This is a genomic window from Qipengyuania sp. (genome assembly GCF_043423005.1).
Taxonomy (GTDB): Bacteria; Pseudomonadota; Alphaproteobacteria; order Sphingomonadales; family Sphingomonadaceae; genus Qipengyuania.
In genome coordinates, this window is the sequence record NZ_JBHWMI010000004.1 from 88,899 (window position 1) to 105,047 (window position 16,149).

The window sequence follows — 16,149 nt, forward strand, 5'->3', positions numbered from 1 at the left end:
TCCTCGCCTGATCAAGCGCATTGCCTTTGCCGCGCGCATTGCGCAAGTGCGCGAGGGTATGGACCGGGCGGGTGAGGATTTTGCGGCGGAAGAGGAGCTTTTCGTCGCCCCGGATGCTGCGCCCCGGCGCCCGCGCTGGCGCAAGAAGCGCTGGGCCTGGCCCGGTATCCTGTTCCTGCTGCTGCTGCTGGCCGCCTTGCTCGCCTGGAACAACCGGCGCGTTCTGGCCGACGATCTGGTGGCGGATCAGTTGCAGACCTATGGCATCCCGGCGACCTATACGATCAAGCGCATCGGCGCGCGCACGCAGATCGTCTCGAACATCGTGGTGGGCGATCCGGCGCGTCCGGACCTGACCGCGCAAAGGGCCATCGTCAGGCTTCGGCACCGCTTCGGCTATCCCGAGATCGGGCGGATCACGCTGATCGCCCCGCGCCTCTACGGGCGAATGGTTGATGGAAGAATTTCGTTCGGCACGCTCGACCGGTTCCTTTACAGCGAAGACGAGAGCGGGACGGGCCTGCCCGACATCGAACTGGTTCTGCAGGACGGGCGCGGGCGGATCGAAACGCCCTACGGCATCGCCGGGCTCAAGCTTGATGGCAGCGGCAATCTGGCGGACGGCTTCAGGGGCACCGTAGCAGCAACCATGCCGGGCGTGTCCGTCGAAGGCTGCGCGGCAGACAGCATGACCGCCTATGGCCGGATCGCGACCCAGGGGGGCGTGCCACGCTTCACCGGCCCGATACGGGCGCGCAATATCGCCTGTGCCGGCGGGATGACGCTTGCCGCGCTCGATGCCGATGCCGACCTGACGACCGACGAACAATTCTCTGGCCTCAAGCTGACCGCACGGATCGAGACGGGCACCGCCCGGGCACCCTTCGCGGCGCTTTCCGGGGTTACCGGAACCGTCCGGGGCGAAGCGGGCGCGGGGGCGTGGTCCGCGCGCTACAATCTGGTCGGGCGGGGGCTCGAGACAGCGCAGGTCGCCGCCGCCCTGTCGACGTTCGAAGGCTCGGCCCGCTCGCTGCCCGGTCAGCGAACCGAAATTGTCGCCACTCTCGAAAGCGGGGGGCTGCGTCTGGGCGAAAGTGCGCTTTCTTCACTGCAAGGCGGGGTCGAGGCCACCCGGGGCACCATGCTCGCACCATTGATAGGGCGCATGGCCGCAGCCCTGCGGCGTGAGGCGCGGGGCAGTGCGCTCGACGCGGAACTGCGCTTGCGCACCACCCCGCAGGGCTACAACCTGATCGTTCCCCGGGCCGAGATTACCGGGGGCAGCGGCCAGCGGATTGCCGCGCTCTCGCGCATCGAACTGCGTTCCTCCGGCACCGGCTCGACGCTGGCCGGAAACCTGGCGCTTGCCGGGCGCGACCTGCCCCGCCTGACCGGGCGGATGGAGCGCGGCGCGAACGGGGCCGGGGTGTTTCGGCTGCGGATGGAGGACTATGCGGTCGGCGGCGATCGCCTCGCCATTCCCGCGATGACGCTCACCCAGTCGCCCGGCGGCGCGCTGGGCTTTGCCGGAACCATCATTGCCAGCGGCGCGCTTCCCGGCGGCAGTGTCGAGGGGCTGGAATTGCCGGTATCCGGGCAACTGTCCGAGGGCGGCGGATTGACCCTGTGGCAGGGCTGTATCCGCCCGAACTTCCGCTCGCTGCGCTATGCCAATCTGACGATCCGGGGACAGGACCTGACGGTCTGCCCGGCGACGGGCCGTCCGATACTTGCCTATCGCGACGGTTCGTTGCGGCTGGCTGCCGGTGCGCCTTCGCTTCGCCTTGCCGGCATGCTCGGCTCGACCCCGGTCGTACTGGACAGCGGCCCGATCGCCTTTGCCTATCCCGGCGTCCTGCGTGCCCGCACGCTGTCGGTCGCGCTGGGGCCGGCTGACCGGCCGACGCGCTTTGCCATCAGCGATCTCGATGCTCGGCTCGGCCCCGACATCGGCGGCACCTTCGCCGGAGCCGACGTGACCCTGCCGTCCGTTCCCCTCGACATCAGCGAGGCGGGCGGCACATGGCGTTATGCCGACGGTGCCCTGACATTGAAGCAGGGGGCGCTCACTCTTTCCGACCGCAACGAGCCGGCGCGGTTCGAGCCGTTGATCGCGCGCGAGGCATCGCTCGTCCTGCGCGACAATCTGATCTCCGCATCGGCCGACCTGCGCGATCCGCAAAGCGACCGGATCGTCGCCTCGACCAGCATTCGCCACAGTCTCGCCACCGGCAGCGGCCATGCCGATCTTGCCGTCCCGGGAATCCTGTTCGATCGCGACCTGCAACCCGATGGCCTCACGCGGCTCGCCTTCGGCGTCGTTGCCAATGTCAGCGGCATCGTAAGCGGAACCGGGCGGATCGATTGGGCGGGCGACGGCACCGTTACCAGCACGGGCAGCTTCTCGTCCGAAGCGCTGGATTTCGCCGCCGCCTTCGGCCCTGTGCGCGGGGCGAGCGGGACGATCGTTTTCACCGACCTCCTCGGCCTGACAACCGCCCCGGGCCAGAAACTGAAGGTCGCAGCGATCAATCCGGGCGTTGAGGTGACGGATGGCGAAGTCGCCTTCGAACTTCGCGGCGGCGAGGTTCTGGGGGTGAGGGGCGGGGCATGGCCTTTCATGGGCGGACAGCTGATCCTGCGCGATGTCGATATCAACATCGGCGCCCGGGAAGAACGTCGCTACGTGTTCGAGATCGTCGGATTGCAGGCCGCCGAATTCGTCAGCCGGTTCGAGCTTGAGAACATCAACGCCACCGGTGTGTTCGACGGCATAGTCACCATCGTTTTCGATCGGGATGGAAACGGCTCGATCGAGGACGGCGCACTGGTTTCGCGCGATCCGGGCGGCAACGTCTCCTACCTCGGCGAGCTGACCTATGAGGATCTTTCGCCGATCGCCAATTTCGCCTTCGATGCCCTGCGCAGTCTGGACTATCGCCAGATGACGATCGGCATGGAAGGCGCGCTGACCGGCGATATCGTCACCCGGGTGCGCTTCGACGGGGTCAGCCAGGGCGAGGGCGCATCGCGCAATGTCATCACCCGCCGTCTGGCCCAGTTGCCGATCCAGTTCCGGATCAACATCCGCGCCCCGTTCTATCGCCTGATCTCGTCGCTGAAGTCGCTCTACGATCCGGCGGCCGTGCGCGATCCTCGCAGTCTCGGCCTCTTGTCGGACGACGGCACCCGCCTGCTGCGCCGTGAGATCAGCGGTGACGAGGTCGAGGACGAGGTGGCCCCGGACGATCTCATTCCCGACGAACCCTCCATTCAGACCGAAGAAAGCGAAGGGGCGCTATGAAGATACCCGCACCATATGGCATGATGGCACGAGCGATGCCGATCGCACTGGCTCTTGGCGGATGCGTCACCGTGAACGCGCCGGAAGAGCCGATCGTGATCGAACTCAACGTGAACATTCGCCAGGAAGTGATATACCGGCTGGCAGAGGATGCCGGCAACACGATCGAAGAGAACGCGGACATATTCTGATGAACACGACCAGTCTGACCCAGCGCAGCGCCCGCCGCCTCGTCGCCGCCACACTCGCCGCATTCGCGATTGCGACGACGGGCGCGGTGCCCGCCTTCGCGCAGCAACGCGATCCGGCCTACGCCGCCGCCCGCTCGGCCGGCCAGGTGGGCGAGAAGATGGACGGATACCTCGGGATCGTGGGCCAGGAAACGCCGGAACTGCGCCGCCTCGTCAACGCCATCAATATCAAGCGCCGGGCCCTCTATTCGCAGCGTGCGCAGGCCAATCGCGCCACGCTGGAGGAATACGCGCTCACCGCCGGGTGCCAGGCGATCCTCGCGACAGCACCGGGGGAGAAGTACCAGGCACCGGACGGCACGTGGAAAACGCGCACGGCGGCGGCTCCCCTGCGCGATCCGCGCTGCCCGTAACAGGTCCGTTTCGGGACGAGGTCTGGCCGCTTCCCGCGCGTCGGGGGCGTGGCCGTGTTGACTCGTCAGGTTGCCCCTTCTAAGGGGGCGGCGCCCTCGGCGGGCAAGTCTGTGCCCATGCCGCGCAGTCCCTTTTGCAGGAGCATGGCATGAGCAAGGACGAGCCCGCCCGGGACCCAATCGAGGAGGATGCGCGGATCGACGCGTTGGAACGGCGGCTTGCCGCCGCCCAGCAACGCGAAGACGAACGCAACCGGCCGAAAACCAGCGAAGCCGACGCGGATTATCGCGCCGGCAACCGGGTTCTCGCCGATCTCCTCGGAGGGGTTCTTGGCGGTGCGGTGATCGGGTATGCCATCGGCTATCTTACCGATACCAATCCATGGGGCCTGTTGGTGGGGCTGTTCCTCGGAATCGTCGTCGCTTTCAGAAACATCTTTCGCGCGGCTAGCAGGCGGCCCGGCGAATAGCTTCCCGCGGGGGGCGTTCGGGCTGGAACGACAACGGATTAGGGACACAAGCGGACGTGGCATCTGAGGCCAAAGTCGACCCGATGCTCCAGTTCACGATCGAACCGCTCGCCGGTTCGCAGAACATGGAGCTCGCAGGCTACAACATCGCCTTCACCAACAGCGCGCTGTGGATGCTCATCACCACTCTGGTGCTGATCGTCTTCATGCTGGGCGGCATGCGTCGCCAGCTGGTGCCGGGGCGCTGGCAGGTGATGGTGGAAAGCTTCACCGGCTTCATCGACCAGATGCTCGAGGCGAACATCGGCAAGGCGGGGCGCAAGTACGTGCCCTACGTCTTCTCGCTGTTCATGTTCATCCTGTTCGCGAACCTCCTCGGGCTGCTGCCGCTGGGGGTCGTGGGGATCCATCCGTTCACCTTCACCAGCCATTTCACCGTCACCGGCGTGCTGGCGATCATGAGCTTCGCGATCGTCCTGGCGGTCGGTTTCTTCAAGCACGGGCTGCACTTCTTCTCGCTGTTCCTGCCCCATGGCACGCCGTGGTGGATGGCCCCGGTGATCGCGCCGATCGAGTTCATCTCGTTCATGGTGCGCCCCTTCAGCCTCGGCCTGCGTCTGTTCGTCGCGATGATGGCCGGGCACGTCCTTTTGGAAGTGCTGTCGAGCTTCGTCATCTCCGGGGGCAATGCGGGGCCCTTGTTTGCGCTCGGGATCGGCGTTCCCAGCATGATCCTGATGATCGGCATCTGCGCGCTCGAAATCCTCGTGGCGGGCATCCAGGCCTATGTCTTCGCGCTCCTGACGTCGCTGTATATCAACGACGCGGAAAATCTTCACTGATTGAAATCAACCTATTGTTTGACAAGGAGTTTAGTAATGGACGCAGAAGCTGCAAAGCTGCTTGGAGCAGGTTTCGCCGCCATCGGTGCGGGTCTCGCCTCGATCGGCGTGGGTAACGTTTTCGCCAAGTTCCTCGAAGGCGCGCTGCGCAATCCGGGTGCCGCCGATGCCCAGCAGGGCCGTCTGTTCATCGGTTTCGCCGGCGCCGAACTTCTCGGCCTGCTGGCGTTCGTTATCGCTGCCCTGCTGATCTTCCAGTAAGCAGCACTTGTCCGGCTCGCCGCCGCCTGGATCAGACAGGCGGCGCGCGGGCCGGTTCCTCCAGCGAGGAAAGAGCGTTTCGATGCCTCAGATTGCGCAATTGTCCGAGACCTTCTCCAGCCAGATCTTCTGGTTGCTGGTCTTTTTCGGCCTGACCTTTCTTGTCGTGGGCCGCGGCATGGTCCCCCGGATCATGGCGACGGTTGCAGATCGCGAAAGCCGGATCGGCGCGGATCTCGCAGCCGCCAAGGCCGCGCGGGACGCTGCCGATGCGCAGGAAGCCGAATGGCGGGTGCGCGAGAACGAGAACCGGGCAGCTGCGCAGGCACTCGTCGCCGAGGCCAAGGAACGCGCCGCGGCCGAGGCCGAACAGCGGTTGAAGGGCGCGCAGGCGCAGTTCGACAGCGAAATCAATACGGCGGAAGAGCGGATCGGGGCGGCCCGGCGTGAGGCGCTTGCAGAACTCGAAACTGTTGCTGCCGAGGCGGCACAGGCGATCGTCGCCAAGCTGGCCGATATCGAAATTCCCCGGCCGCTTGCCCAGCAGGCCGTGAAGGAGGCGCTGGTCCATGGCTAATGCGGTGCAGCCCGAAGTTTTCGCCACCGATACGGCCGAGGTCCTCGTCGAGGAAGGTCACGGCGGCGCGCCGACCCATGTCGAGCCCGAGCTTCTCGGCCTGGCACCCTATCAGTGGGTGTCGATCGCGATGCTCCTCCTCCTGCTCATCGCCTTTCTCGGCGCCAAGGTCCACAAGACCATCGCCGGCGGACTGGATGGGAAGATCCAGGCGATCAAAGACCAGCTCGACGAAGCAAAGCAGCTGCGCGCCGAGGCCGAGGCCCTGCGCGAGGAATATGCCGGCAAGATCAAGGCCGCCGAAAGCGATGCCGACGCAATGCTGGCGACCGCGCGTCACGAAGCCGACGCCATCGTCGCCAAGGCGGAAAGCGACAGCACCGCGATGATCGCCCGCCGTCAGCGCATGGCCGAAGACAAGATCGCCGCCGCCGAGCGCGAGGCGATTGAGGAGGTCCGAACCCGCGCCGCCAATGCCGCAGCGGCGGCCAGCCGCAAGCTTATCGCGGCCAATTACAACGCCGATGCGGACCGCGCATACGCCGACCGGGTCATCGCCGACATTTGAGGCTCGGCGCGGTCGGGGGGAGTCGCACTCTGCCCCGTTCGCCTGACGGCCTGGGCTAGAACGCGTCCTTTGCCTGACGCAGTGCGGCAAAGGCCTGCCACGGATCGGCGCTGCCCCATCGCTCCATCGTCGCCGGATCGTCCGCCCGCAGGAACGGGTTGGTCGCCAGTTCGCGGGCGAGCGTGGTTGGCACGGTCGGCTCGCCCTTATCGCGTAGCTCCGCAATGTCCTGCGCATAGGCGACAAGTGCGTCGTTGCCGGGGTCGGCATGCAGCGCAAACCGTGCGTTCGCGGCGGTGTATTCGTGGGCGCAATACAGTCTGGTTTCCGGCGGCAAGGCCTTGATCCGTTGGAGACTGGCCCAGAATTGCCGGGCTTCGCCTTCGAACATGCGGCCGCATCCAAGCGCGAAGACGCTGTCTCCGACGAAGGCGACCCCCTCACTAGCCAGATGATAGGCGATGTGCCCGTTGGTATGGCCCGAGACATCGATGATGTCGGCGACGACACCGCCCAGCGTTACGCGATCCCCATGCGCGGCGGCCACGTCGATCGGCGATACGCGCAGCACTTCGGCCGGGGCGACGACCTTCGCCCCGGTTGCCTCGACGATGGCCGCGTTGCCGCCGGTATGATCCGGGTGCCAGTGCGTGTTCCAGATCTGGGTGATGCGCCATCCCCGGCTTGCGGCCTGGGCGAGATATTCGCCGCCGTCGGGCGTATCGATCGCCGCAGTCTCGCCGCTCGTGGGATCGTGGAGCAGGAATCCGTAATTGTCGGACAGGCAGGGAAATTGATGAACGTGCAGCATGGGCCGAGGTTACGCCGCCGGGCGCCAAGAGAAAAGGCCCGCCGGCTCTTTCGAGCGGGCGGGCCCCTTCCGTGTAACGTTCAATCCATCAGCGGTGCCGGGGCCGACTGCGAAGCCCGCCCCGCCGCGATGCTCAGTCCTCGCGCTTCTTGAGCGCTTCGCCGAGAATGTCGCCCAGCGACGCGCCCGAGTCGGACGAACCGAACTGTGCCACGGCTTCCTTCTCTTCCGCGATCTGACGAGCCTTGATCGAGAAGGTCGGCTTCTTCGAACGATCGAAGCCGGTTACCATGGCATCGACCTTCTGGCCGGTCTGGAACCGGTCCGAACGCTGCTCGTCGCGGTCGCGGCCAAGGTCGCTGCGCTTGATGAAGCCGGTCGCCCCGTCTTCGCCGACCTGAACCTCGAGCCCGCCATCGCGAACCTCGAGCACGGTGACCGTGACGACCTCGTTCTTGCGCAGGCTGCCCGCGGCACCTGCCTCGGTCGGCGCGCCCTTCTCGAGCTGCTTCATGCCGAGGCTGATGCGCTCCTTCTCGACGTCCACGTCGAGCACGACGGCCTCGACCTGCTCGCCCTTGCGGTGCAGCGCCAGAGCATCCTCACCCGAGATGCCCCAGGCGATGTCCGACATGTGGACCATGCCGTCGACGTCGCCGGGCAGGCCGATGAACAGGCCGAACTCGGTGGCGTTCTTGACTTCGCCTTCGACCTTGGCACCCACCGGATGCGCTTCGGCGAATTCTTCCCACGGATTGCGCTGGGCCTGCTTGAGACCAAGGCTGATGCGGCGCTTCTCGCTATCCACCTCGAGCACCATGACGTCGACTTCCTGGCTGGTCGAGACGATCTTGCCGGGATGGACGTTCTTCTTCGTCCAGCTCATTTCCGACACGTGGACAAGGCCCTCGATCCCCGGTTCCAGCTCCACGAAGGCGCCGTATTCGGTGATGTTGGTGACGGTGCCGGTCATCTTCATGCCGACCGGGTACTTGGCCGAGACGCCATCCCACGGATCGTTTTCCAGCTGCTTCATACCGAGGCTGATGCGCTGGGTATCCTCGTTGATGCGAATGATCTGCACGGTCACGGTCTGGCCGATCTCGATCATCTCGCTGGGGTGGTTGACGCGCTTGTAGCTCATGTCGGTGACATGGAGCAGGCCGTCGATCCCGCCGAGGTCGACGAAGGCGCCGTAGTCGGTGATGTTCTTGACCACGCCTTCGATCACCTGGCCTTCGGTCAGCTGGTCGATCAGTTCGCTGCGCTGTTCGGCGCGGGTTTCCTCGAGCACCGCGCGGCGCGAGACGACGATGTTGCCGCGGCGGCGGTCCATCTTGAGGATCTGGAACGGCTGCGCCATGTCCATCAGCGGGCCCACATCGCGGACCGGGCGGATGTCCACCTGGCTGCCGGGAAGGAAGGCGACGGCCCCGTCGAGGTCGACGGTGAAGCCGCCCTTGACCCGGCCAAAGATGCGGCCTTCAACGCGCTTGCCTTCACCGAATTCGCTTTCGAGCTTGTCCCACGCGGCCTCGCGGCGGGCGCGATCGCGGCTGAGCATGGCTTCGCCGTCGGCGTTCTCGATACGATCGACGAAGACTTCGACTTCCGAACCCACTTCGAGCCCGTGGCCGTCTTCGCCCCGCATGAATTCCTTGAGGTCGATCCGGCCTTCGCTCTTCAGGCCGACGTCGATGTGCGCCATGCCGTTTTCGATCGAGGTCACGGTGCCCTTGACCACGCGGCCTTCGAAGCCGCCGTCATCCGCGCCGCCGAACTGCTCGTCGAGCATCCTGGCGAAATCATCGCGCGTGGGATTGGCTGAGGTTGCCATATCTATGTGAAGTCCTGTTCGTTCGTTTTGCTACCGGCCACCGGTTTTACCGGGGTCTTTCACCGCCTCAACGCACCATTGCGAGGGGGAGCGGGGCAAGAGGGCCGACTGCTCCGCGAGGCCGAATGCCGCCGCGAAGGTCCTGTCATCCTGTGGATTGCGAGAACCGCGCGCGCCTAGGGGAAACTACGCGAAAAGGCAAGGCATTTGCGCCCGTGCCTCAGGCGGGGGGCGATCGGTCCAAAGCTTCCTCGACTGCCGCAAGCGCGCTGGCGAAAGCCTCGTGCCGGTCGAGGCTGCTGGTATCGATGACTCTGGCATCGGCGGCGGCCGTCAGCGGGGCGGTCGCCCGCGTGGTGTCGCGCCGGTCGCGGCGGCGCAGGTCGTCCTCGATCTCGGCCTGAGTGACCGCGCGGCCCAGATCGCGCATTTCGAGGTAGCGGCGGCGAGCCCGGGCCTCGACGCTGGCGGTGACGAACAGCTTGACCTCGGCTTCCGGGGCGATGACCGTCCCGATATCGCGCCCGTCGAGAACGGCCCCGCCCGGTTGCATCGCGAACCGCCGCTGCCGTTCGTACAGCGCCTCGCGCACGGCGGGATGGATCGAAACCCGGCTGGCGAGCCCACCGGTCTCCTCGCTGCGCAGTTCGGGATCGGCAAGCAGGCTTTCGGCAAACCCGGTCGCGGCCAGCGCATCAACGGACTGATCGGGGTCGCCCCCGTTCAACTGCACCTGCCGGCCCACGGCACGATAGAGAAGCCCGGTATCGAGATGCGGCAGGCCGAAATGCAGCGCCAGTCCTTTGGCGATCGTGCCCTTGCCCGATGCGGTGGGCCCGTCCACGGCAATGATCATGGCGGCGTCATCCGCGTGCGGGCGGCCTTGATCAGGCCGAAGATCGCGATCGCGGCCCAGAACCCTTCGAGCACCAGGCTCGGCCAGTTGGTATGCACCAGCAGCGAAATCGTCAGCAGGGCCGCCCCGGCGAGATTGGTGCCGTGCAGGACATACGGATTGGGGCGTGCGGCAAAGGTCAGGTAGGCGTAGGCTGCAATGATGCAGGCCGTGCCAACGAAGCCGATCAACGAATAGATATCGAGCGTCATGAAGTTGTCCCGGAGGGCGAGGGGGGCGGCTCTCCGGTCGCCCGGTCAAGCAGCGCGGCAAAGCCGGGAAAGCTGGTCGCGATGCAGGATATGTCGTCCACCTCGATCCCGGCCTCGCTGGCGCAGGCGGCGACGGCCATGCTCATCGCGATCCGGTGATCGTGCCGCACCTCGATTGGTCCGCCACCTGCAAGGGGCCTGCCGCCGCTGCCCTCGATCGCCAGCCCGTCGGCATGCTCCCCGACCCGCGCGCCGATCGCCCGCAAGGCTTGCGCCATGGTGCCGAGCCGGTCACTCTCCTTCACTCGCAATTCGTCCAGCCCGCTGGTGATGGTCGTGCCGGTCGCAAAGGCGGCGGCCACGAAAAGGGCGGGAAACTCGTCGATCATCGAGGGCACGATCGCGGGATCGATCGTAACCCCCCGGAGCGGGGCGTGCCGCACTTGCAGATCGGCCACCGGTTCTCCGCCGATTTCCCGCCGGTCTTGCAGATCGATCGCAGCCCCCATCTCGTCCAGAACCCGGTAAAGACCGCTGCGCCCCGGATTGAGGCCGACGTTCTCGATCACCAGGTCACTGCCCGGGACAATGGTTGCGGCGACGGCGAAGAAGGCAGCGGCCGAGGGGTCGCCGGGCACCGTGATGTCGCACGGTGACAGGTCGGCCGGCCCGGTCAGCGAGAGGTGCATCTCGACATCGACGGTTTCCGCATCGACCGCGACCCCGAAGGCGCGCAGCATGCGTTCGGTATGGTCGCGGGTGGCCACCGGCTCGATCACGGTAGTGGTTCCCGGCGTGTTGAGCGCGGCGAGAAGAATGGCGCTCTTGACCTGCGCGCTGGGCACCGGAAGGCGATAGGTGAGCGGCACGGCCGGTTGCAGCCCCTCGATCATCAGCGGCAGCGTGCCCCCGGGCGAGGGTGTGAAGTGCGCGCCCATCAATCCCAGCGGCTCGATCACCCGCGCCATCGGACGGCGCGAGAGGCTGGCGTCGCCGGTCAACGCTGCGGTGATCCCGTGGCTGGCGATGATGCCCATCAGGAGCCGCGCCGACGTGCCCGAATTGCCCATGTCGAGCGCAGCGTCCGGTTGCAGCAGGGTGCCGACGCCAATTCCGTCGACGATCCAGTCGGCGCCATCGCGTTCGACAGTTGCCCCCAGCGCGCGCATCGCCGTGGCGGTGGTGAGCACATCCTCGCCCTCGAGCAGGCCGCTGATCCGGCTGCGACCGACGGCAAGCCCTGCCAGCATCAGCGCGCGGTGGCTGATCGACTTGTCCCCCGGCACCCGGATACGCCCCGTCAACGGGCCGGCAGGCATGAAGCGGTGAGGGGTCAGCAAGGTTCTCTTCACACTCGGCGGACAGGGGTGGGGCGCGGCGTCTTTGACAGTGGCTATACCATCTGGCAAGGCGCGCCGCGCTGTTGATTCCCCGGTGCGGGGAACCCATCATTACGATAATCGGATACTGCCCTGCCGGGTCTCGCGGCAGGGCCGCAACGCTCAAGGATTTGCAATGGTCAAGCCGGAATGGGGTTCGAAGCGGACCTGCCCGAAATGCGGCACGCGTTTCTACGATCTGACGAAGGACGAACCCGTCACCTGCATCGAATGCGACGAGAAGTGGTACCCCGAACCGGTGCTCAAGTCGAAGCAGCCGATCCCGTTCGAGGAAGAGAAGAAGGAAAAGGACGTCGATCCCGATAGCGATCTGGCGGACGATGAGCTGGAAGACATCGACGAGGACGATGATTCGCCCGACAACGAGGTCGACCTTGGCGGGGACGACGATCTGGGGGTCGAGACCAAGTCCAAGGGCGACGACGACGAAAGCGATGACAGCTGATTTTTGGCTTGCCTTGCGGAGCGCGCCTGCATAAACGGCGCCTCCACAAAGACGGCGCGCCTCCCAGGGTGCGCCTGACTGGAAATGGCTCGGGGCCTTAGCTCAGCTGGGAGAGCGCTACAATGGCATTGTAGAGGTCAGCGGTTCGATCCCGCTAGGCTCCACCATTCCGGATTTTACCGCCTGCCAGCCCGTGCGGGGCTGCAAATGGCGGGTCCGTCCGCTTCCGGTGCTCACGACCTGAAGGTCGCTGCGCGCCGGTTCTCCGGTCCCACCATTTTCGCCATCCGCACGAACCGGCATCCGGCAAAATCCTTTGGCCAGGGTGCGATGGTAGCAGGCCGGGGCGACGGCTTCGGTCTGCTTCCACCACACCCGGGCGATAGTTTGGGACCATAGGGGCGCTGCCCCGCGCTGGCTGACGAGGTTTCGTCCGCCGGCGTTTTTCGCGTTTGGCCGGTCGTCCGATCGGCGGAAGGAGTGCAGGCGATGTTCGACAATCTGTCCGACCGGCTCGGCAATGTCTTCGACCGCCTCAAGGGTCGCGGCGCGCTGTCGGAAACCGACGTGCGCGAAGCCATGCGCGAGGTGCGGATCGCGCTGCTCGAGGCAGACGTGGCGCTGCCGGTGGTCCGCCGCTTCATCGACGCGGTCACCGAAAAGGCCGTCGGCCAGGACGTGCTGCGCTCGGTCACGCCGGGGCAGCAGGTGGTCAAGATCGTCAATGACGAACTGGTCGTCATGCTTGCCGGGGACGATCCCGATGCGCCGATCGAAGGGCTGAACCTCAATGCCCGCCCGCCGGTGGTCATCATGATGGTCGGCCTTCAAGGCTCGGGCAAGACGACGACCACGGCCAAGCTCGGGCGGATGCTGCGCGAGAAGCAGGGCAAGAAGGCGCTGATGGCCTCGCTCGACGTCAATCGTCCGGCGGCGCAGGAGCAGCTGGCCGTGCTGGGCGAGCAGACCGGGGTTGCCACCTTGCCGGTAATCGCCGGTCAGCAGCCGGTCGACATCGCCCGCCGCGCGATGGAGGCGGCGCGCCTGCAGGCGGCCGATGTGCTGCTGCTCGATACCGCCGGCCGCCTTCATGTCGACGAGGCGCTGATGGCCGAGATGAAGGCCATCGCCAGCGTTTCCGCGCCGACCGAGGTGCTGCTGGTGGTCGACAGCCTGACCGGGCAGGACGCGGTCAACGTCGCGCAGAGCTTTACCGGCGAGGTACCGCTCACCGGCGTGGTGCTGACCCGGATGGACGGCGATGCCCGCGGCGGCGCGGCGCTGTCGATGCGTTATGTTACCGGCAAGCCGATCAAGTTCGCCGGCACGGGTGAGAAGCTCGACGCGCTTGAGGTGTTCGATCCAAAGCGGGTGGCAGGCCGCATCCTCGGCATGGGGGATGTGGTCAGCCTGGTCGAACGGGCCGCCGCCAGCATCAAGGAAGAAGAGGTCGAGGCGCTTGCCCGCAAGATGGCCAAGGGCGAGTTCGACCTCGACGACCTGCGCATGCAGCTTAACCAGATGCGCAGCATGGGCGGGCTGGGCGCTCTGGCGGGGATGCTGCCCGGCATGAAAAAGGCCAAGGCGGCGATGGCCGAGAGCGGGATGGACGACAAGCTGCTGATCCACATGGATGCGATCATCGGCTCGATGACCGCCAAGGAGCGTAAGCGCCCCCAACTCCTCAACGCCAAGCGCAAGAAGCGCATCGCGGCGGGTTCCGGCACCGAGGTGCAGGACGTCAACAAGCTGCTTAAGATGCACCAGGAAATGGCCAAGGCCATGAAGCAGATCAAGAAGATGGGCGGGCTCAAGGGCCTGGGTGCGCTGTTCGGCAAGGGCGGTCTGGGTGCCGCCATGCCGGGGCTCGGCGGGCCGGGCGGGCTGCCTGGCCTGGGCGGAGGGAAGGGTCCCTAGGTCGATCCCGACACCCTGCCGCCCGATCTGCGCGACATGCTGACAAAGAAATAATCCAGACACTTACATCGGAAAGGTTAGATATCATGGCAATTGCACTTCGTCTTTCGCGCGGCGGCGCCAAGAAGCGCCCCTATTATCGCATCGTCGCGGCCGACAGCCGCAGCCCGCGTGACGGCAAGTATCTCGAACAGATCGGCACCTACAATCCGCTGCTCGCCAAGGATGACGAGAAGCGCGTGCAGCTGAACGAGGATCGCGCGCGTCACTGGCTTTCGGTCGGCGCGCAGCCGTCGGACCGCGTGGCTCGCTTCCTCGACAATGCCGGCATCCGCGAACGTGCGGCGCGCAACAACCCCAAGAAGGGCGAGCCGGGCGACGCTGCCAAGGAACGCGCCGAAGAGAAGGCCGCCAAGGCTGCCGAGGCCGAAGAAGCCGCCAAGGCTGCACAGGCCGAAGCCGCCAGCGCCGATGCCGCTCCTAGCGAAGGCGAAGCGGCGGATACCCCCGCGACCGATACCGCCGACGAGGGTGCTGCGGTGGAAAACGCGGAAACCGCGGACGAAGCTGCGGCTTCGGCCGAGTAAGCCGGCGCGATGCAGGATAAGCCCGTCACTCTTGCCGCAGTCAGTGGCGCGCACGGGGTGACGGGCGAGGTCCGCCTGAAATTGTTCGGCAACGGTGTGGACGCCTTGCGTGCCCACCGGACGTTCAATGATGGCACGCTGACCCTTGTCGGGCTGAAGAGCGACAGCAAGGGCGGCGCGATCGCCCGCTTCGCCGAAATCCCGGACCGCACCTCTGCCGAGGCGCTGCGGGGCACGGTCCTGACCGTCGCCCGCGGCAGCCTGCCCGCCCTGGACGAGGGTGAGTTCTACCACTCCGATCTGCTCGGCCTCGCCGTCGTCACCGAGGCGGGTGAGCCCGTCGGAACGGTCTGCGCGGTCGAGAACTTCGGGGCGACGGACATCGTCGAGATCGAGAAGCCCGACGGCAAGCGCTTCATGGTCCCGCTGACCGAACAGGCGGTGCCGGAATGGAATGCCGAGCGGCTGATCGTAAGCGCCGCCTTCGTCGACTAACGCCGCAGCGGGTGTTCCTCGGCGAGCCGGTTGCGGATCGCTGTCGCCGCAACGCCTGCCTGGCCCATCGCGTGGCTGATCTGGTCGAGGCCGACCACCACGTCGCCGGCGGCGAACAGCCCCGGCACGCTGGTTTCCAGATGATCGTCGACCGTCAGGCACCCCTCGTCGGTCACGTCCGCCCCGCAGGCCTTCGCCAGCCCCGAGCGGATCACCGAACCGAGCGCGGGATAGATGGAATCGAAGGTCATCCTCCCTTCGGCTGTGTCGACGCCGATCTGCTCGCCCTCGATCGCGAACTCGCCGCACGGCCCGGCAATGCGCCCAATGCCGGCCTCGTCGAGCGCGGCCGAGCACGAGGGGTCGAGCTCGTGGTCCCCGTGGGGCGAGATCAGCGTGACGTCCCTGGTGAAGCCGCGGATGAACAGCGCCTCCTTCATGCCATGATCGCCGGTCCCGATCACACCCACGCGCTTGTCGGTCACCTCGTAGCCGTCGCACACCGGGCAATAGCGGATCAGGCCGCGCGACAGCGCCTCGTCGTGCAATTGTTCGTCGATCCCCTCGGGCCGGTTGTTGACCACTCCGGTGGCGAGGAGGACGGTGCGCGCGCGATAGGTCTCGTCATCGCAGGTGACGAGGAACAGGTCGCCGTCCTTGCTCAGCCCGCTGACCCGGCGCGGTTCGCGCCACGCGCCGTATTTGGCCGCCTGCCGGCGCATCCGGTCGAGCAGCTCGTTGCCGTTGATGCCGTCGGGAAAGCCGGCGTGGTTGTGGCTGGTGGGGATCCAGCTGGCGCGGCTCGAACCGCAATCGAACATGCGGATGCCGAGGTGATAGCGGGCAAGATAGATCGCCGCGGTCAGGCCGGCCGGCCCGGCGCCGATGATGATGCAATCGTCTGGTGCGTCGTTCATGGCTGGC

General features: G+C 66.3%; 18 protein-coding genes and 1 tRNA gene. 13 read left to right on the plus strand and 6 right to left on the minus strand.

Annotated features, from left to right (window positions below; translation table 11 throughout):
- The first annotated feature begins 46 nt into the window (after positions 1–46).
- The 8 genes from ACHFFA_RS00740 to ACHFFA_RS00775 all read left to right on the plus strand — a co-directional run bounded on the left by ACHFFA_RS00740 (position 47) and on the right by ACHFFA_RS00775 (position 6,626).
- Entirely contained in the window at positions 47–3,304 is a 3,258-nt protein-coding gene (locus ACHFFA_RS00740; protein ID WP_394268920.1) for a YdbH domain-containing protein, read from the plus strand.
- Between the two features lie 35 nt (positions 3,305–3,339).
- Complete coding sequence (locus ACHFFA_RS00745) at positions 3,340–3,495, plus strand: YnbE family lipoprotein (RefSeq protein ID WP_394268921.1); 156 nt, start codon at positions 3,340–3,342, stop codon at positions 3,493–3,495.
- A complete protein-coding gene (locus ACHFFA_RS00750) occupies positions 3,495–3,908 on the plus strand; it encodes a YdbL family protein (RefSeq protein ID WP_394268922.1) in 414 nt (137 codons plus the stop codon). Before ACHFFA_RS00745 ends, ACHFFA_RS00750 begins: the two co-directional genes overlap by 1 nt.
- 149 nt (positions 3,909–4,057) lie before the next feature.
- Positions 4,058–4,378, plus strand: a complete 321-nt coding sequence (locus ACHFFA_RS00755) for an AtpZ/AtpI family protein (RefSeq protein ID WP_394268923.1) — start codon at positions 4,058–4,060, stop codon at positions 4,376–4,378.
- A gap of 56 nt (positions 4,379–4,434) precedes the next feature.
- Complete coding sequence (locus ACHFFA_RS00760; RefSeq protein WP_394268924.1) at positions 4,435–5,220, plus strand: F0F1 ATP synthase subunit A; 786 nt, start codon at positions 4,435–4,437, stop codon at positions 5,218–5,220.
- Positions 5,221–5,256: 36 nt separating this feature from the next.
- On the plus strand, positions 5,257–5,481 hold the full coding sequence (locus tag ACHFFA_RS00765) for a F0F1 ATP synthase subunit C (protein WP_394268925.1): 225 nt from the start codon (positions 5,257–5,259) through the stop codon (positions 5,479–5,481).
- Between the two features lie 82 nt (positions 5,482–5,563).
- Positions 5,564–6,058 carry an ATPase gene (locus tag ACHFFA_RS00770; protein WP_394268926.1) on the plus strand — a complete coding sequence of 165 codons (495 nt, stop codon included), beginning with the start codon at positions 5,564–5,566 and terminating at the stop codon, positions 6,056–6,058.
- Positions 6,051–6,626: a hypothetical protein gene (locus ACHFFA_RS00775; protein ID WP_394268927.1), complete on the plus strand. Its 576-nt coding sequence runs from the start codon at positions 6,051–6,053 to the stop codon at positions 6,624–6,626. Before ACHFFA_RS00770 ends, ACHFFA_RS00775 begins: the two co-directional genes overlap by 8 nt.
- A 55-nt stretch (positions 6,627–6,681) precedes the next feature.
- Here ACHFFA_RS00775 and gloB read toward each other — a convergent pair whose 3' ends face one another.
- From gloB to aroA, 5 genes are all read right to left on the minus strand, one after another.
- Positions 6,682–7,437 carry a hydroxyacylglutathione hydrolase gene (gene gloB / locus ACHFFA_RS00780; RefSeq protein ID WP_394268928.1) on the minus strand — a complete coding sequence of 252 codons (756 nt, stop codon included), beginning with the start codon at positions 7,435–7,437 and terminating at the stop codon, positions 6,682–6,684.
- A 133-nt stretch (positions 7,438–7,570) separates the two neighbouring features.
- Positions 7,571–9,274, minus strand: a complete 1,704-nt coding sequence (rpsA, locus tag ACHFFA_RS00785; protein WP_394268929.1) for a 30S ribosomal protein S1 — start codon at positions 9,272–9,274, stop codon at positions 7,571–7,573.
- Between the two features lie 220 nt (positions 9,275–9,494).
- Positions 9,495–10,130 (minus strand): (d)CMP kinase, encoded by a 636-nt coding sequence (locus tag ACHFFA_RS00790; RefSeq protein ID WP_394268930.1) that lies wholly within the window; start codon positions 10,128–10,130, stop codon positions 9,495–9,497.
- Positions 10,127–10,381, minus strand: a complete 255-nt coding sequence (locus ACHFFA_RS00795; RefSeq protein ID WP_394268931.1) for a permease — start codon at positions 10,379–10,381, stop codon at positions 10,127–10,129. Before ACHFFA_RS00795 ends, ACHFFA_RS00790 begins: the two co-directional genes overlap by 4 nt.
- Positions 10,378–11,700, minus strand: coding sequence for a 3-phosphoshikimate 1-carboxyvinyltransferase (aroA, locus tag ACHFFA_RS00800; RefSeq protein ID WP_394268964.1), 1,323 nt, complete (start codon positions 11,698–11,700; stop codon positions 10,378–10,380). The genes ACHFFA_RS00795 and aroA overlap by 4 nt, the downstream gene beginning before the upstream one ends.
- Before the next feature lie 196 nt (positions 11,701–11,896).
- Here aroA and ACHFFA_RS00805 point away from each other — a divergent pair, with 196 nt between their 5' ends.
- From ACHFFA_RS00805 to rimM, 5 genes are all read left to right on the plus strand, one after another.
- The gene (locus tag ACHFFA_RS00805) at positions 11,897–12,226 is read left to right on the plus strand and encodes a TIGR02300 family protein (protein WP_394268932.1); all 330 of its coding nucleotides are present in this window, start codon (positions 11,897–11,899) and stop codon (positions 12,224–12,226) included.
- Positions 12,227–12,317: 91 nt separating this feature from the next.
- Positions 12,318–12,393, plus strand: a tRNA-Ala gene (locus ACHFFA_RS00810).
- 322 nt (positions 12,394–12,715) lie between these two features.
- Positions 12,716–14,143 (plus strand): signal recognition particle protein, encoded by a 1,428-nt coding sequence (gene ffh / locus ACHFFA_RS00815; RefSeq protein ID WP_394268933.1) that lies wholly within the window; start codon positions 12,716–12,718, stop codon positions 14,141–14,143.
- 86 nt (positions 14,144–14,229) lie between these two features.
- Positions 14,230–14,730 (plus strand): 30S ribosomal protein S16, encoded by a 501-nt coding sequence (gene rpsP / locus ACHFFA_RS00820; protein ID WP_394268934.1) that lies wholly within the window; start codon positions 14,230–14,232, stop codon positions 14,728–14,730.
- Positions 14,731–14,739: 9 nt separating this feature from the next.
- A complete protein-coding gene (rimM, locus tag ACHFFA_RS00825; RefSeq protein ID WP_394268935.1) occupies positions 14,740–15,225 on the plus strand; it encodes a ribosome maturation factor RimM in 486 nt (161 codons plus the stop codon).
- Here the strand turns inward: rimM and ACHFFA_RS00830 are convergent.
- Positions 15,222–16,142 carry an NAD(P)/FAD-dependent oxidoreductase gene (locus ACHFFA_RS00830; RefSeq protein WP_394268936.1) on the minus strand — a complete coding sequence of 307 codons (921 nt, stop codon included), beginning with the start codon at positions 16,140–16,142 and terminating at the stop codon, positions 15,222–15,224. The two genes, rimM and ACHFFA_RS00830, sit on opposite strands and share 4 nt — an antisense overlap.
- Positions 16,143–16,149: the final 7 nt, after the last annotated feature.

What these genes read in the sequence shown, in the direction of transcription:
- ACHFFA_RS00795 (WP_394268931.1), bottom strand. Translation starts at nt 10,381, where the DNA reads ATGACGCTCGATATCTATTCGTTGATCGGCTTCGTTGGCACGGCCTGC.
- ACHFFA_RS00750 (WP_394268922.1), top strand. Translation starts at nt 3,495, where the DNA reads ATGAACACGACCAGTCTGACCCAGCGCAGCGCCCGCCGCCTCGTCGCC.
- ACHFFA_RS00830 (WP_394268936.1), bottom strand. Translation starts at nt 16,142, where the DNA reads ATGAACGACGCACCAGACGATTGCATCATCATCGGCGCCGGGCCGGCC.
- rimM (WP_394268935.1), top strand. Translation starts at nt 14,740, where the DNA reads ATGCAGGATAAGCCCGTCACTCTTGCCGCAGTCAGTGGCGCGCACGGG.
- rpsA (WP_394268929.1), bottom strand. Translation starts at nt 9,274, where the DNA reads ATGGCAACCTCAGCCAATCCCACGCGCGATGATTTCGCCAGGATGCTC.
- ACHFFA_RS00770 (WP_394268926.1), top strand. Translation starts at nt 5,564, where the DNA reads ATGCCTCAGATTGCGCAATTGTCCGAGACCTTCTCCAGCCAGATCTTC.
- gloB (WP_394268928.1), bottom strand. Translation starts at nt 7,437, where the DNA reads ATGCTGCACGTTCATCAATTTCCCTGCCTGTCCGACAATTACGGATTC.
- rpsP (WP_394268934.1), top strand. Translation starts at nt 14,230, where the DNA reads ATGGCAATTGCACTTCGTCTTTCGCGCGGCGGCGCCAAGAAGCGCCCC.
- ACHFFA_RS00790 (WP_394268930.1), bottom strand. Translation starts at nt 10,130, where the DNA reads ATGATCATTGCCGTGGACGGGCCCACCGCATCGGGCAAGGGCACGATC.
- aroA (WP_394268964.1), bottom strand. Translation starts at nt 11,700, where the DNA reads ATGCCTGCCGGCCCGTTGACGGGGCGTATCCGGGTGCCGGGGGACAAG.
- ACHFFA_RS00775 (WP_394268927.1), top strand. Translation starts at nt 6,051, where the DNA reads ATGGCTAATGCGGTGCAGCCCGAAGTTTTCGCCACCGATACGGCCGAG.
- ACHFFA_RS00755 (WP_394268923.1), top strand. Translation starts at nt 4,058, where the DNA reads ATGAGCAAGGACGAGCCCGCCCGGGACCCAATCGAGGAGGATGCGCGG.
- ACHFFA_RS00765 (WP_394268925.1), top strand. Translation starts at nt 5,257, where the DNA reads ATGGACGCAGAAGCTGCAAAGCTGCTTGGAGCAGGTTTCGCCGCCATC.
- ACHFFA_RS00805 (WP_394268932.1), top strand. Translation starts at nt 11,897, where the DNA reads ATGGTCAAGCCGGAATGGGGTTCGAAGCGGACCTGCCCGAAATGCGGC.
- ACHFFA_RS00745 (WP_394268921.1), top strand. Translation starts at nt 3,340, where the DNA reads ATGCCGATCGCACTGGCTCTTGGCGGATGCGTCACCGTGAACGCGCCG.
- ffh (WP_394268933.1), top strand. Translation starts at nt 12,716, where the DNA reads ATGTTCGACAATCTGTCCGACCGGCTCGGCAATGTCTTCGACCGCCTC.